Below are 13,081 nucleotides of genomic sequence, written 5' to 3'. Positions count from 1 at the left end.
CTGGGCAGGCGGCCACAACACGAGGGCGGGGAACCACGCATGTGGCTCCCCGCCCTGCCTCGTCGGCCTGCGGGCGGCAGGCCGCCCCGCCTCAGCCCGCCGGGGTCGGCGCCGGGGTCGGGGCGGGCGTCGCCTGGCCCCCAAGCTCCGCCTGCGCCGCGAAGGCCTCCTGCAGGGCCTTGTCTAGCGCGTCCTGCGCCTGCCCATAGGCGGTCCAGTCCCCTGCCCGCATCGCCTCGTCGGACTGCTTCATGGCGGCGGCCGCCCGCTGCAGCGCCTGCTCGAGGCGCGCCGCTGCGCCCGCATCCACGGTGGTGGTACCACCCGGCGCAGTGCCCTGGTCGGGTGCGGGCGTCTGCCCTTCCTCGGGTTCGAGGGCCTCGTCGGGCACCGTCTCCTGCCCCGTGGTTGCCCCCGAGTCGCCGCCAAAGACCTGGTCGAGCGCCTCGGACAGTGTCGGGGCGAAGCCGACCTGTTCCCCAAACGCCACGAGGACGCTGCGCAGCAGCGGGTACTGGGTACCCTGCGCCGACTGCACATAGATCGGTTGCACGTAGAGCAGACCGCCTCCGACCGGCAGGGTGAGCAGGTTACCGCGCACCACCTGGGAGGAGTTCTGGCTCAGCAGGTTCAATTCGGTAGAGACCCGGGAGGTGGAGTCGAAGATGTTCTTCACCTGCCCCGGCCCGGGCACGGTCAAGTCGCGCGGTAGCTCCAGCAGCCGGATCTTGCCAAAGCCCTCCCGGATCTTGCCGGGCTCCGAGCCCGTCTCCGAGTCGACCGCCACAAAGCCCGTCAACACGTTGCGGGTGTCATTACCGCCCGGGATAAACACGCTGGTCAGGGAGAATTCGGCGGTGTCCTGCCCCGGCATCTGCAACGTCAGGTAGTACGGGGTCTGGGCGCGGCCCTCAGCCGGGTTCGACGGGTCGGCGGGCTGCTTCCAGAAGTCACCCCCGGAGTAGAAGGAACGCGCATCGGTGACGTGGTAGCGCCCCAAAAGTTCACGCTGCACCGTGAAGAGATCCTCCGGGTAGCGGAAGTGGCTCATCAAGTCCCCGGACACCTCAGACAAGGGGGTGACGGTGCCACCAAAGACCTTGCCCCAGGTACGGACCAGCGGGTCGTTCTCGTCCCACTGGTACAGCGTGACCGAGCCGTCATAGGCGTTGACGACGGCCTTGACCGAGTTGCGAATGTAGTTGACTTCCTGCGGGGCCGAGACCCAGCCGGTCTGGCTGTTAACCAGCGCCGACATCGAGGCACGCGCCGAGTAGGGGTAGGAGTTGGTGGTGGTGTAACCATCGACGATCCACACCAGTTCCTTCGGGGTCGCCGGGTTGTCGTCGCGGTCGACGACCGCCGGGTAGGCCTCCTCGTCCAACGTCAGCCAGGGCGCGACCTTCGCCACCCGTACGTGCGGGTCACGGTCGAACAGGATCTGGGAGTGGGAGTTGACCTGGTCGGAGAACAAGATCTCCAGGGACTTAAACCGCATCGCGAACAGCAACTTGTGGAAGAAATTGCCGACGCTCGGTCCGCCGTCGCCCTTGTAGGTCGTGTTTACCTGCCCGTTGGCGGCCTTGTCGTCCGGGTAGTCAAGCTCCTGCGGGGCCGCCCCCTCGGGCGCCCCCACGATGGAGTAGGCCGGAGAGTGCTTGCCGAAGTAGACGCGCGGCTCGTACTCGCCGAGGTCACCCTGCGAGGGGATCCCCTGCTCCCAGAAGGCCGGGCGCCCATCGGTGGCGGTGGCGTTACCGTAGGCGGCCACCACTCCGAAGCCGTGGGTGTAGACGGTGTGGTCGTTGACCCAGGTGCGCTGCTCGGCCCCCAGGCCGTCTTGGTTCAGTTCCCGCACCGCGATGACGGTGTCGCGCCGCTTGCCTTCCACTAGGTACCGGTCGACGTTCAGCTCCCGCGAGAAGCCGTAGTACTGGCGGTTTTGCTGCAGTTGCCGGAAGGTGGGCGAAATGATGTTGGGGTCGAGCAGCCGCACCGAGGCCGTCGATTCGGAGTCTTCCCGCAGCTGCCCGGACGACGCCGTGGTCGTCGCCTGGTAGGTCTGCGTCTCGACATTTTGCAACCCGTAGGCCGCCAAGGTGGCGTCGATGTTGCGCTGAATGTAGGGCGCCTCGGCCTCCTGCGCGTTGGGCACGACGGTGAAGCGCTGGACGATGGCCGGGTAGGCGGTGCCGATGACCAGTCCGGAGGCCACCATCACCACGATGCCCGCGATGGGCAGCTTCCACGACTGCCGGAAGACGGCGGTCACGAAGAGCGCCACTACCACCAGGGCGATAGCGGCCAGGATGGCCCGGGCCGGCAGCACCGCGTGCACGTCAGAGTACGACGCCCCCGCAAACCGCGAGTTTTGCCGCAACAACAGGGAGTAGCGGTCTAGCCAGTACTTCACGCCGACGAGGGCCATGGCCACGGCGGCCAGCACCGACAGTTGGGCCCAGGCCGCCCGCGAGATCACCTTATCCACTACCGAGATGCCGCCGTAGAGGTACTGGATGACGAGCACCGCCACCAGGCACAACACCGTCAAGGTCAGCAGGGTGCCCTGGATGAGGCGCAGCAGCGGCAGCGTGAAGACGAAGAACGAGATGTCTAGTCCGAACTGCGGGTCGTTTACCCCAAAGCTGGAGCGGTACCAGAAGGTGAGCACCGTCGACCAGTTGGCGGCCAGGTTCACGCCTCCCAAGACCCCGAGGGCAGCAGCAACCCCGAGGAAGGACAAGCGCCGCAACGGCTCAAACTGTTTGCGGTAGGAGGCGACGACGGCGTCGGACGGCCCGAGACGCGAGGCAGGCGGACGTGACCGGTGCGCCAGCGTCAGGGCCAGCCACACCACTCCCCCCACCACGAGGAAACCGACGACGAAGAGCCCCACCTTGGCGCCCCACTCCACGAGCAACACCCGGGTGAAGCCCAGTTGGCGGAACCACAACACCTCGGTCCACACTTTGGCGGCCAGCAGCAAGCCTGCCGCCAGCACCCCGAGCACAACTAGCGTGGGGACGAGAGCGCTGCGGCGGCGCGGACCAGCCGGTCTCGTCGGCCGCGTGGGGGGACGACGGGGTGGTTGGGCGGGGCCAGAGGCGGGCGCGGAAAAGAAACTCACGTTGCTCCTTCGATGGCGATAGTCGAGACAATCGTCCCACGAACCAGTGCGATGATGTCCCCATGAGTACTGCCGCCCTGCCTTCCGCCCGCCAGATTGCCCTCGTGCATGCCGTCACCGAGATCGAGCAACACGTGGCCCAGCTCGGCTGGGACCGGTCAATCAGCGTGTTTGCGCTCGTGCAGTCGGCGGCACTGCTGGCCACCTCGCCCGAGTTGGACGCCGAAATGGCTGCACAACTGCGCACCCAGTTGGAGAACAATCCGGAACATCTGACGGCCATCGCCCAGGAGACTGCGGACCTCGGCGACGACTTGGGGGCCGTACTGGCCCAGTTGGCGTGGCCCCCGACGGTGGCGGGCATGGCGGTGACGGCCGAGCGTCTCGTGCTGCCGCCGCAGGTCGAGCAGGACGCCCCCAGCGAGCCGACAGCCCGCGAGGAGTTCTTGTTGTCTCACCCGCAGCGGCAGGACGTGCGCCTCGCGGTGGGGGTGTTGCGCACTGGGGAGTCGTGGTGTGCGGTGCGGGCGCGCGCCCATGACTCCGATGACGCCGTGGGGGGCGGCACCGAACTGGCCCCCGACCTGGTGGCTGCGGCCTTAGCGACTTTCGCCGACTAGGCGCGGCGGCCGCCGGCAGCCCGGCGACCGTCCACGCGCGCCGACCGCCGCCTGTCAGCTGGCTAGCTGTACTGACCGGAGACGTTGATTGAGACGGCTCACAGTAGCGATCAGATTGGCAATCTGTAACTACTGGTATGTACAGTCGAGTCATGGACACAAGGAGTCGACTCTTAGATGCCACCCAGGAACTGCTGTGGGAGCGGGGTTACGCCGCGACCAGCCCGAAGGAAATCCTGAGTCGGGCCAACGCTGGGCAGGGCAGCATGTACCACCACTTCTCCGGCAAGCAGGACCTTGCGGTAGCCGCGCTGGAGGCCAGCGCGACAGTCATGCGGCAGGATGCTGAAGCGCTTCTCCACGGAGACGGAACGGCCACTGAGCGGCTCGTTGCCTACCTTGGGCGTCAGCGCAACTCCCTCATGGGGTGCCGCATGGGGCGCATGACCTACGACGCGGACGTGCTCGCTACGCCTGAGCTGCTCACGCCGGTCTCCGAAACCCTCGCCTGGCTTGTCCAGACGATCGAGTTGGTCATCAACGAGGGGATCGTCAACGGTGAGTTCCCGCACCACACCGATGCCCACCGGCTCGCCTCCATGGTCGTGGCCACTGTGCAGGGTGGCTATGTCCTAGCGCGTGCGCAGCAGGATCCTGCCGAGTTCGATGCCGCCGTTCAGGGTGCGACGGCGCTCCTGTGTGCGTGGAGTCAACGATGAGTACGGTGCCTGTGCACTTCACAGGCACCGTCAACGCGACGACGTTGGCGGCACCCACGCCCGAGTCTCCTCTGGCTGTCTACGTCGTCACGTTCAGCGCTGGCGCGCACACCCACTGGCACACCCATCCCAAGGGACAAGGCCTCTACGTCACGGACGGCGTTGCCCTGGTCCACATCGAAGGACAGACGGCCAAGCACCTGACCAAGGGTGAATCCATCTGGATCGACGCCGACCGGCGGCACTGGCATGGCGCCGCACCTGGGCAGCCGATGACCCACGTCGCCTACCAGCAAGCCGCCGACGACCTGTCGACCGTCGATTGGCACGAACCCGTCACCCCCACGACCTACACCCAGGCAACCAAGGAGAACCACTGATGTACGCCATGCAGTACCAGATCACCCTGCCCACCGACTACAGCATGGAGATCATCCGCGACCGCGTCACCCAGACCGGGCATCTCATGGACGGCTACCCCGGGCTGCAATTCAAGGCCTACCTCATCCAGGAGAAGACCAAGGGCGCACCCCGCAACGTCTACGCCCCCTTCTACGTCTGGCGCGACATCGATGGGATGCGGCAGTTCTGCTGGGGCGAGCCCGGCTACTCGGCCATCGTGCGCGACTTCGGCCGCCATTCGATCCAGGACTGGACCGTCCACCAGCTCGTCGATGGGCCGGCGGACTACTCCGCTGCCCGCAGCCTGACCGTCAAGACCGTGCCCCTGCCAACTCACGCTGCACCGTCCCAGTGCATCGACGACATCACCGCTGAGTTCCTTGCCACGGCCACGGACTCCACCGTGGCCCGCGTCACCGCCGTCGACGTCACCACCTGGACTGCCATCCTCGTCGAACTCAGCACCCACGAAGCCGACCAGAGTTCAACAGGTGTCACCGCCTACGAGGTGCTCCACATCTCCACTGCTGCCTGACCCACCACCCATCAGCCGCCCCACGGGGGCAACCCGGCCTTCCTGGGCGGCACATGCCCCCAGGAAGGCTCCTTCATGTCGCACCCCAACGCCGCTCTCACACCCCGCCACCGGCTGATTGTCGGCCGCCTCGTCGTGGACTAGGGCTGGCCTGTCAGCGAGGTCGCCGCCCGTTTCCAGGTCTCCTGGCCTACCGTGAAGCGCTGGGCAGACCGCTACCGCGCTGGCCAGTCCATGCAGGACCGCTCATCGCGACCGAACCACTCACCAAACAAGACCGATGCGAAGACGACCAAGCGCTGCATCCAGCTGCGGCTCCGACTTAGGGAAGGTCCCGTGCAGTTGGCCTGCCGGCTGGGAATCGCGCCGTCGACGGTCCATCGGATCCTGACGGACGCGCACCTGAATCGGCTCTCCCACATGGATCGTGCGACGGGTGAGCCTGTCCGTCGCTACGAACACGACCATCCCGGCGCGATGCTCCACGTCGACGTGAAGAAGCTCGGCAACATCCCCGACGGCGGAGGATGGCGCTACGTCGGACGCCGCCAAGGTGAGAAGAACCGAGCAGCCACACCCGACAAGCCCAGGAACAAGTACCGGGACCCGTTGATGGGCAAGGCCTTCGTCCACACCGTGATCGACGACCACTCCCGCGTGGCCTACGCCGAGATCCACGACGATGAAACCGCCCAGACCGCCACCGCTGTCCTGGTCCGGGCTGTCGAGTGGTTCAACCAGCGCGGAGTCATCGTCGAGCGGGTTCTGACCGACAACGGCGGCGCCTACCGCTCACACCTGTGGCAAGACACCTGCACCGAGCTCGGCATCACACACAAGCGCACCCGGCCATATCGGCCTCAGACCAACGGCAAGATCGAGAGATTCCATCGGACCCTGGCTGACGGCTGGGCCTACGCCCGCTGCTACACATCCGAGGCCGAACGCCGCGGCGAACTCAACGGCTGGCTGCACTACTACAACCAGCACCGGCTCCACACGGCCTGCGGCAACCAGCCGCCCTTCTCACGATTGACCAACGTCTCCGGTCAGTACAGCTAGCCGCTCGATGGCCTGCTCGCAGGTCTGCGCGCGGGAGAAGTCACCCGCCGCGATACCTTCCACGGTTTGCCGGGCCTCGCCCAGGGTGGCCACGGCGTAGACGTGCAGGCCGTCGGGCACCCGCCCGGAGATGTCGGCGCAGTTGTCCACCGGCAGCAGGAAGTACTCCGCGCCGTCCCGTTTGGCACCCAAGAGTTTCTGGGGCGCGCCCCCGATGGGGCCGACGGTGCCGTCCATGCCGAGGGTGCCGGTGCCGGCAATGTTATTGCCGCCGGTCAGGTCTCCTTCGGTGAGCTTGTCGATGAGGGCCAGGCCGAAGATCATGCCCGCCGAGGGACCGGTGATGTTTTCCACCAGGATGCCGACGTCTAGCGGCAGGTCCATGTCGACGGTGAGGAAGACTCCGAGCCGGGAGCCGGTCACGCCCAGCAGCTTGCCGCCGGTGTAGGAGTTGATGGGTTCTTGGGTTTTGATGTCCGCTGTTTGTGTCTTGCCGTCGCGTTCAAACTCCAGCGTCACGACGCTGCCGGGTTCCACTTGGGCCAGGAAGTCGTGGATGGCGGCGTAGGTGTCGAGCTTGGCGGGCTGCTGGTCACCAACCTTGATGGTGCGCAGGATGTCCCCCTCTTGCAGCTTGCCTGCCGCGTCGGAGGTGTTGGTGGTCCCCACCACTTTCATCGTGACTGGCACCTGGTATCCCAGCTCGGTCAAAGCCCGCGCTTCGGCGTTTTCTTGCGAGGACACCATTTGGGCGGCACCACGTTCGGAGATCTGCTCCCGGGTGGTGCCTTGCGGGAAGACGTCCTCCTCCCGCTCGACATCCCAGTCGTCTGACAGCAGGGCGCTAGCGACCTGGAAGTACGTCAGGTGCGTGCCGGGGCCGCCCTGTTGCGAGACCGTCGTCATCCGTAGTTCCCCGGAAGTGGGAAAGACGTCGGCCCCCGAGACGTTGATGATGTCGCGGCCTGCGTCCTGACCGAGCACGTTCAGGGTGGGCCCGGGGCCGTACAGCACGTAGGGGGCGCGCACGAACGTGCCGAAGATAAGGATGGCGGCAGCCAGGACGGTGACGAGACCGGCCAGCCACCATCTCCACCGGCGGCGGGGGCGGGCAGGGGACGGGATCGATTGCAGTTGGCTCACGCGCCGCATTGTGCCACCCTCTGCCCCTTGGCGCCTGCATGCCGGGACGCATTACTCTGAGTGCGCAACCGAAAGGGGAGCCGATGAGCGAGGCAAACGTGCCTGACTGGGAAGAGATGCTCCGCAACCTGCTGGGCAGCGACAACGCCGACCAGCTGCTTGCGGCCATGCGGGCCTCGGGCCTGGATCCGCAGTCTTTGGGCGGTTCCTTGGAGGGCATTGATCCGCTGCACCTGCAGGCCATGGTCGAGCAGACCCGCCGCCTGCTAGCCAAGCCCACTGCGGGGCCGGTGGATTGGGAGGTGGCGCACGACGCTGCCCGCCACACGGCCCACGGCGGGGACGATCCGGCCGTCTTGGCGGTGCAGGCCGCCCAGGTGAGCGCGGCTCTGCAGACAGCGGATTTGTGGCTGGATGTGGTGACCGATTTTGCCCCGACGGGGTTGCACCGCCATGCGTGGTCGCGGGCGCAGTGGGTGGAACAGACCATGCCCGTGTGGCGGCAGGTGATGGAGCCGGTGGCAGCCTCGGCGGTGGAGGCCCTGTCGCAGGCCATCGCGGAGCGGGTCGAAGCGGACGGCTTGGACTTGACGGGCCAGGACTTGCCTGGCCTGGAGGGGCTGACGGGCTTTGATGGCTTGGACACGTTGGCTTCACTCGCAGGCGGGCAGGGCCCGGGGCTCGGCACGATGTTGCAGCGGGTGGCGGCTTTGGCTTTCGCCGCCCAGATCGGGCAGGCCGTGGGGTCGCTGGCGCGTGAGTGTTTCGGGGCGGGCGACGTGGGGCTGCCGTTGACGGTGGGGGCGGCGGCGCTGCTGCCCAGCAACGTGGAGGCCTTCATGGATGGGCTGGATTTGGCCAGTTCGGAGGTATTGGCGTTCCTGGCGGTGCGGGAGAGCGCCACGGCCCGCCTGTATGCCAGTGTGCCGTGGTTGCGCCCACACGTGTTGGCCCTGGTGACGGCCTACGCCCGCGAGATCCGGCTGGACACGGCGGCCATTGAGCAGGCGGTGGCCGAGCTGGAGGGCATGGATCCGGACTCGGTGCGCGATGCGTTGTCGGCGGGCATGTTTTCTCCGCGTCCCTCGCCCGCCCAGGAGCGGGCTTTGCTGCAGCTGGAGACCACCCTGGCGGTGGTGGAGGGCTGGGTGGATGAGGTTTCCTTCACCGCGGTTGCCCCACACCTGCCGAATGCCCACGGCCTGCGAGAGCTGCTGCGCAGACGGCGGGCCACCGGCGGGCCCGCGGAGCACTTGTTCTCCTCGCTGGTCGGTTTACAGTTGCGGCCGCGCCGGGCGCGGGACGCCAGCCGGTTGTGGGCGCACGTCGGGCGGGATTTGGGAGTGGCTGCCCGCGATGCCTTATGGGACCACCCTGACCTGATGCCGACGGCCGAGGAATTGTCGTCCCCGGACACGTTCGTGCGCCTGCGGCAGCTAGCGGCCGACGCCGATGCTGACTTGGACGCCCAATTGGCTTCGCTCCTGGACGGTTCGCTGGCGCAGGACGCGGGGGCGGCCGCCCACGACGCCGCCGAGCGTGCGCGTCGGGCCGCCGCGCCGGGGGACGAGAGCCGCACCGCCGACGCGGGCCCGCCGAGCAGCGGACCGGCGGAGGCTCCCGGGACGGAAGGTCCGCGGGATGCGGCGGGCGAGGCCGACGAGGCTGATCCCGGCGCCTGACCCGCTGCGGGATCGACCGGACAGCTAGTTGTCCACCGCTCGCCACTCCCCCCGCTTATCCACAGCTTTTACTGCCCGGCAAGCAGCGCGCGGGGATTCGTGCCACGCTGCGGCCAGGCAAGTAGAAAGGGCGGGCGATGCGGCTACGCGACGGGGTGGAAGTGTTGTGGCGTTCGCGCCACGAGGTGCAGGTGGGGGTAGATCGGCGGCACTGTGTGCTCCTGCAGTACGTCACCCAACGCCAGTTCGCGGCCCTGGCGCGGCTGGCCCGGTCCCCGGGCCTGCCGGAGCGGGAGGCCCGTCGCCACCTGCGGGCGAACCTGTTGGCACAGCTGGCCGACGCCGATCTGCTGGCCCCCGCGGAGGCGACCGGGCTGAGTGCCGCCCTGCAGCGCGAGTGCAACACCTACGCCCGCGCCGCCATCAAACTGCCAGGGCTGGAACAGCGACCTAACCACCGCGTCGGGCTGGTCGGGGTGGGCAGCTACCTGGCACGGGTGGCCGAGACATTGGCGGCCTGCGGCTACGGCCAGGTCTGCCTGAGCGCCGAATTGGCGGCCGCGGCCCCGCCCATCGCCGGTGCGCCCGGGCTGCTGCAGCGGCCGGGCACCGATTGGGCCGTGGAGCAGGATTTTGTGGTGGTGGCCGGGCGCCACGTTACCGCCCCGTGGCTGACCCGGGCCCTGACGGCCGCAGACGTCCCGCACCTGCTGGTCATCACCGGCGAGCGGGAGCTGCTGGTGGGGCCTCTGGTGGTGCCCGGCCAGTCGGCGTGCGCCCGCTGCACGCACCTGCATGCGACCGCAGCGGATCCGGACTGGCCCGCCCTGGCCACCCAGTTGGTGGGGCTGCCGCCCTCCCCCATTCCGGCGGTGGCGACGGTGCGGGCCGTCAGTCTGGTCACCCAGGCCGCGGTGGCCTGGCTGGACCGCCGCGACCCGGAGTATCTCGGCCGCCAGCTGGTGGTCCCGTTCGACGGCACCGGGGCGAGCCTGCGGGAGATCGCCGCCCACCCGGAGTGCGGCTGCGGAGCCGCCACCGACGGGCTCAGCCCCGTCAGTCACCTGCCCGTTGCCCGCGCTCGGCCGCCCGCCCCCGCCGATGCGGCCAGTTGACTCGCGGTGGGCCCCAGGGCAGGGAAACCCGCTAGGATTCTGTTACCTGGAAGGAGGGCGCGATGAGGCGCTGGTGGGTATGCGGGCTGGTACTGGCTCTGTCCTTGACTGGTTGCGTCGGTGGAGAAAAGGAATGGGTGGATAAGCCCAAAGACCCGCGCCCCGTGAATCCCACCGAACTAGTGGATCCCGAAGTCGGGGTGGAACGCACCGCCCAGCTGCTGGAACTGTGCCAAGCCCATGCGGATAGTGCCGCGCCGCTTACTAAATCCATCGCCGACCAGCTATCCGCCACCCAGCCTCTCTACCTGTGCAGCCTGCAATCCCCCAACCCGGAGGCCGGTCCCCCCGGAGTAAGCCTCCTCAGGTACCAAGACCTAGACCCTCGGCAATGGCAGGCCTTCACCACCGACCAGCCCCTACCCGAAGGCTGCTGGGACGCCAAAACCGAACAATATTGGTGGCCCACCTACCTCACCGACGGCACCACCGTGTGGAAAACGCGGGAAATTTTCTGCGACTTCATGCAGGAAACTCCCTAATCGACCAGCCAGCTAGTGGAGGCGGCGGGGCAACACCCGGCCGCCCCCACTACCCGTCCGCCACGCCATTGGCCTGACACAGGGCCAGGATGTCCGCCCCGAACTGCTCCAGCTTGTTCAGGCCAATACCGCGCACCTGCGCCAGGTCCGCTAGGTTTTTCGGGCGGGCCACCGCGATGGCCTGCAGGGTGGTGTCGTGCAACACCGTGTAGGCCGGGCGTCCCAAGGACCGTGCCTGTTGCGCCCGCCATTCCTTTAGCTCCTCGAACAGCAGCAGCGTGCGGGCGTCGTGGTGCAACGCGAACTGTTCAGCCCGATGCCGCGCCTCCGCCCGCCGCGACCGCTCCGGCTGCTCGCTCCGCGGCGGCGTCGGCCAAATGCCCTGCAGGAAGCGACTCGGCTTGCGCTGGCCCTTTGCGCCGGGAGTGCGGGCCCGGGCGTAGGACAACATCAGATGCTCGCGGGCCCGCGTCACCCCGACATACAGCAGCCGCCGCTCCTCCTCAATTGCCTCGGGCGTCTCGGCTAGCGAAATGGGGAGCAACCCATCGCTCATCCCGGCCAGGAACACCGCGTCCCACTCCAGCCCCTTGGCCGCGTGTAGGGAAGCCAACGTCACCCCCTGCACACTGGGCGCGTGCTGCACGGCCGCCCGCTGCTCCAGCTCCGCTACGAAAGCCACCAGGTCCGCCCCCCGGGTCTCCTGTAGCTCCTGCGCTAGGGCCGCGAGCGCTTGCAACGAGTCCCACCGCTCCCGCAGGGCTCCGCGCGCGGCGGGCGGCTGCGGGCTCCATCCCAGGCCCGTCAGCACCTCCTCCACCTCAGCCCGCAACTCCTGCCCGGTGGGGGTGCGAGACTGGGAGCGCAGCAGCCCCAGCGCCTGGCGCACCTCCGGTCGGGCGAAGAACCGTTCCCCGCCGCGCACCTGGTAGCCGATACCGGCCGCGCTGAGCGCCTCCTCGAATGTCTCGGTCTGGCCGTTGGTGCGGTATAGCACCGCTATCTCGCTGAGCGCTACCCCCTGCTGCACCAAGCCCTGGATGTGGGCGGCGATCCCGGCGGCCTCGGCGCGGTCGTCGTCGTAGGTCTCGAAACGCACCGGCACCGAGCTGGGCCGCTGCGCCTGCAGGGTCACCGCCCCCGCCAGTCGCCCCCGCCCGGCCTGCCCGGCCTTGGCCAGCACGGCGTTGGCCAGGCTGACCACCTGCGGTGTCGAACGGTAGTCCCGCACCAACGAAATGGTGCGCGCCCCCGGGTAGCGGCGGGCGAACGACGTCAAGTAGCGCGGCGTGGCCCCCGTGAACGAGTAGATCGTCTGCGCCACGTCCCCCACCACGCATAGGTCGGTGCGGCCGCCCAGCCAGCGGTCGAGCAGCGCCTGCTGTAGCGGGGAGACATCTTGGTATTCGTCGACCACGAAGACCGAATACTGGGCGCGCACCGTCTTGGCGATGTCCTCGCGCTCCAACAGGATGCCGTTGAGCACCAGCAGCACGTCCTCGAAGTCGATCAGCCCCCGCTCGATCTTGACCTTCTCGTAGACCTCCAGCAGGTGCGCCACCGTGGCCGGCTCCAGGTCCCCGGGGGCGGGGCGGCCGACGGTGGCCAGCGCCTGCACGTAGTCCTCCGGGCTGACCAGACTGACCTTGGCCCACTCGACCTCGGCTGCCAGGTCGCGCAGCAGCGGCCGATCCACGTTCAACCCGACGCGCCCGGCCGCCCCGGCCACCACCTGAGCCTTGTGCTCCAGCAGGTGCGGCAGGCTGCCGCCAACCGCCGACGGCCAAAAGTAGCGCAGCTGCCGCAGGGCGGCGGCGTGGAAGGTGCGCGCCTGCACCCCCTCGACCCCGAGGTCAGCCAACCGGGTACGCATCTCGCCCGCTGCTCGCGCGGTGAAAGTCACCGCGAGCACCGAGCGCGGATCGTACTGGCCACTGACAACACCGTGGGCGATGCGGTAGGTAATCGCCCGTGTCTTACCGGTGCCCGCCCCGGCCAACACGCACAACGGCCCGCGCAGGTGCTCAGCCACCTGCCGTTGATCCGGATCGAGTGCCGCCAGCAGCTCCTGGCTGCTGGGCAAACGTCGTGCCTGCGTCATCTGCCGCCCCTCCAATTGCCTGTCCTCATCTTG

General features: G+C 68.2%; 10 protein-coding genes and 1 pseudogene. 8 read left to right on the top strand and 3 right to left on the bottom strand.

The genetic code is table 11. The features are described 5' to 3' along the window. Positions 1 to 91: 91 nt before the first annotated feature. Positions 92 to 3,127, bottom strand: coding sequence for a UPF0182 family membrane protein (locus tag BSZ40_RS05990; RefSeq protein ID WP_084542673.1), 3,036 nt, complete (start codon positions 3,125 to 3,127; stop codon positions 92 to 94). A 62-nt stretch (positions 3,128 to 3,189) separates the two neighbouring features. On the opposite strand from BSZ40_RS05990, the gene BSZ40_RS05985 reads away from it, so the two are divergent. The 5 genes and pseudogenes from BSZ40_RS05985 to BSZ40_RS05965 all read left to right on the top strand — a co-directional run bounded on the left by BSZ40_RS05985 (position 3,190) and on the right by BSZ40_RS05965 (position 6,465). Then, positions 3,190 to 3,747, top strand: coding sequence for a PPA1309 family protein (locus tag BSZ40_RS05985; RefSeq protein WP_073824264.1), 558 nt, complete (start codon positions 3,190 to 3,192; stop codon positions 3,745 to 3,747). Between the two features lie 152 nt (positions 3,748 to 3,899). Beyond that, entirely contained in the window at positions 3,900 to 4,466 is a 567-nt protein-coding gene (locus BSZ40_RS05980) for a TetR/AcrR family transcriptional regulator (RefSeq protein ID WP_245793898.1), read from the top strand. Continuing rightward, positions 4,463 to 4,846 carry a cupin domain-containing protein gene (locus tag BSZ40_RS05975; RefSeq protein ID WP_073824260.1) on the top strand — a complete coding sequence of 128 codons (384 nt, stop codon included), beginning with the start codon at positions 4,463 to 4,465 and terminating at the stop codon, positions 4,844 to 4,846. The genes BSZ40_RS05980 and BSZ40_RS05975 overlap by 4 nt, the downstream gene beginning before the upstream one ends. Next, positions 4,846 to 5,403: a DUF4865 family protein gene (locus tag BSZ40_RS05970; RefSeq protein ID WP_073824258.1), complete on the top strand. Its 558-nt coding sequence runs from the start codon at positions 4,846 to 4,848 to the stop codon at positions 5,401 to 5,403. Before BSZ40_RS05975 ends, BSZ40_RS05970 begins: the two co-directional genes overlap by 1 nt. Positions 5,404 to 5,478: 75 nt before the next feature. Continuing rightward, positions 5,479 to 6,465: pseudogene (locus BSZ40_RS05965) on the top strand (IS481 family transposase). Here the strand turns inward: BSZ40_RS05965 and BSZ40_RS05960 are convergent. Continuing rightward, on the bottom strand, positions 6,430 to 7,608 hold the full coding sequence (locus BSZ40_RS05960; RefSeq protein WP_158020874.1) for a YlbL family protein: 1,179 nt from the start codon (positions 7,606 to 7,608) through the stop codon (positions 6,430 to 6,432). The pseudogene BSZ40_RS05965 and the gene BSZ40_RS05960 overlap by 36 nt on opposite strands. Before the next feature lie 83 nt (positions 7,609 to 7,691). On the opposite strand from BSZ40_RS05960, the gene BSZ40_RS05955 reads away from it, so the two are divergent. The 3 genes from BSZ40_RS05955 to BSZ40_RS05945 all read left to right on the top strand — a co-directional run bounded on the left by BSZ40_RS05955 (position 7,692) and on the right by BSZ40_RS05945 (position 10,947). Beyond that, the gene (locus BSZ40_RS05955; RefSeq protein WP_073824255.1) at positions 7,692 to 9,290 is read left to right on the top strand and encodes a zinc-dependent metalloprotease; all 1,599 of its coding nucleotides are present in this window, start codon (positions 7,692 to 7,694) and stop codon (positions 9,288 to 9,290) included. Between the two features lie 137 nt (positions 9,291 to 9,427). Then, positions 9,428 to 10,405: a hypothetical protein gene (locus BSZ40_RS05950; RefSeq protein WP_073824253.1), complete on the top strand. Its 978-nt coding sequence runs from the start codon at positions 9,428 to 9,430 to the stop codon at positions 10,403 to 10,405. A 62-nt stretch (positions 10,406 to 10,467) separates the two neighbouring features. Continuing rightward, entirely contained in the window at positions 10,468 to 10,947 is a 480-nt protein-coding gene (locus BSZ40_RS05945) for a hypothetical protein (RefSeq protein ID WP_143180895.1), read from the top strand. Positions 10,948 to 10,996: 49 nt separating this feature from the next. Here the strand turns inward: BSZ40_RS05945 and BSZ40_RS05940 are convergent, their stop codons facing one another. Then, entirely contained in the window at positions 10,997 to 13,048 is a 2,052-nt protein-coding gene (locus BSZ40_RS05940) for an ATP-dependent DNA helicase UvrD2 (protein ID WP_073824250.1), read from the bottom strand. Positions 13,049 to 13,081 lie beyond the last annotated feature (33 nt).

Origin of the sequence: Buchananella hordeovulneris, from assembly GCF_001907235.1 — a bacterium.
GTDB classification, from domain to species: Bacteria; Actinomycetota; Actinomycetes; order Actinomycetales; family Actinomycetaceae; genus Buchananella; species Buchananella hordeovulneris.
Note: the sequence above shows the minus strand (reverse complement) of the source record. Positions and strands in the feature narration are given on the sequence as shown.

Coding starts and splice junctions, on each gene's coding strand:
- BSZ40_RS05940 (WP_073824250.1), bottom strand. CDS start 13,048: ATGACGCAGGCACGACGTTTGCCCAGCAGCCAGGAGCTGCTGGCGGCA.
- BSZ40_RS05945 (WP_143180895.1), top strand. CDS start 10,468: ATGAGGCGCTGGTGGGTATGCGGGCTGGTACTGGCTCTGTCCTTGACT.
- BSZ40_RS05975 (WP_073824260.1), top strand. CDS start 4,463: ATGAGTACGGTGCCTGTGCACTTCACAGGCACCGTCAACGCGACGACG.
- BSZ40_RS05985 (WP_073824264.1), top strand. CDS start 3,190: ATGAGTACTGCCGCCCTGCCTTCCGCCCGCCAGATTGCCCTCGTGCAT.
- BSZ40_RS05970 (WP_073824258.1), top strand. CDS start 4,846: ATGTACGCCATGCAGTACCAGATCACCCTGCCCACCGACTACAGCATG.
- BSZ40_RS05955 (WP_073824255.1), top strand. CDS start 7,692: ATGAGCGAGGCAAACGTGCCTGACTGGGAAGAGATGCTCCGCAACCTG.
- BSZ40_RS05980 (WP_245793898.1), top strand. CDS start 3,900: ATGGACACAAGGAGTCGACTCTTAGATGCCACCCAGGAACTGCTGTGG.
- BSZ40_RS05950 (WP_073824253.1), top strand. CDS start 9,428: ATGCGGCTACGCGACGGGGTGGAAGTGTTGTGGCGTTCGCGCCACGAG.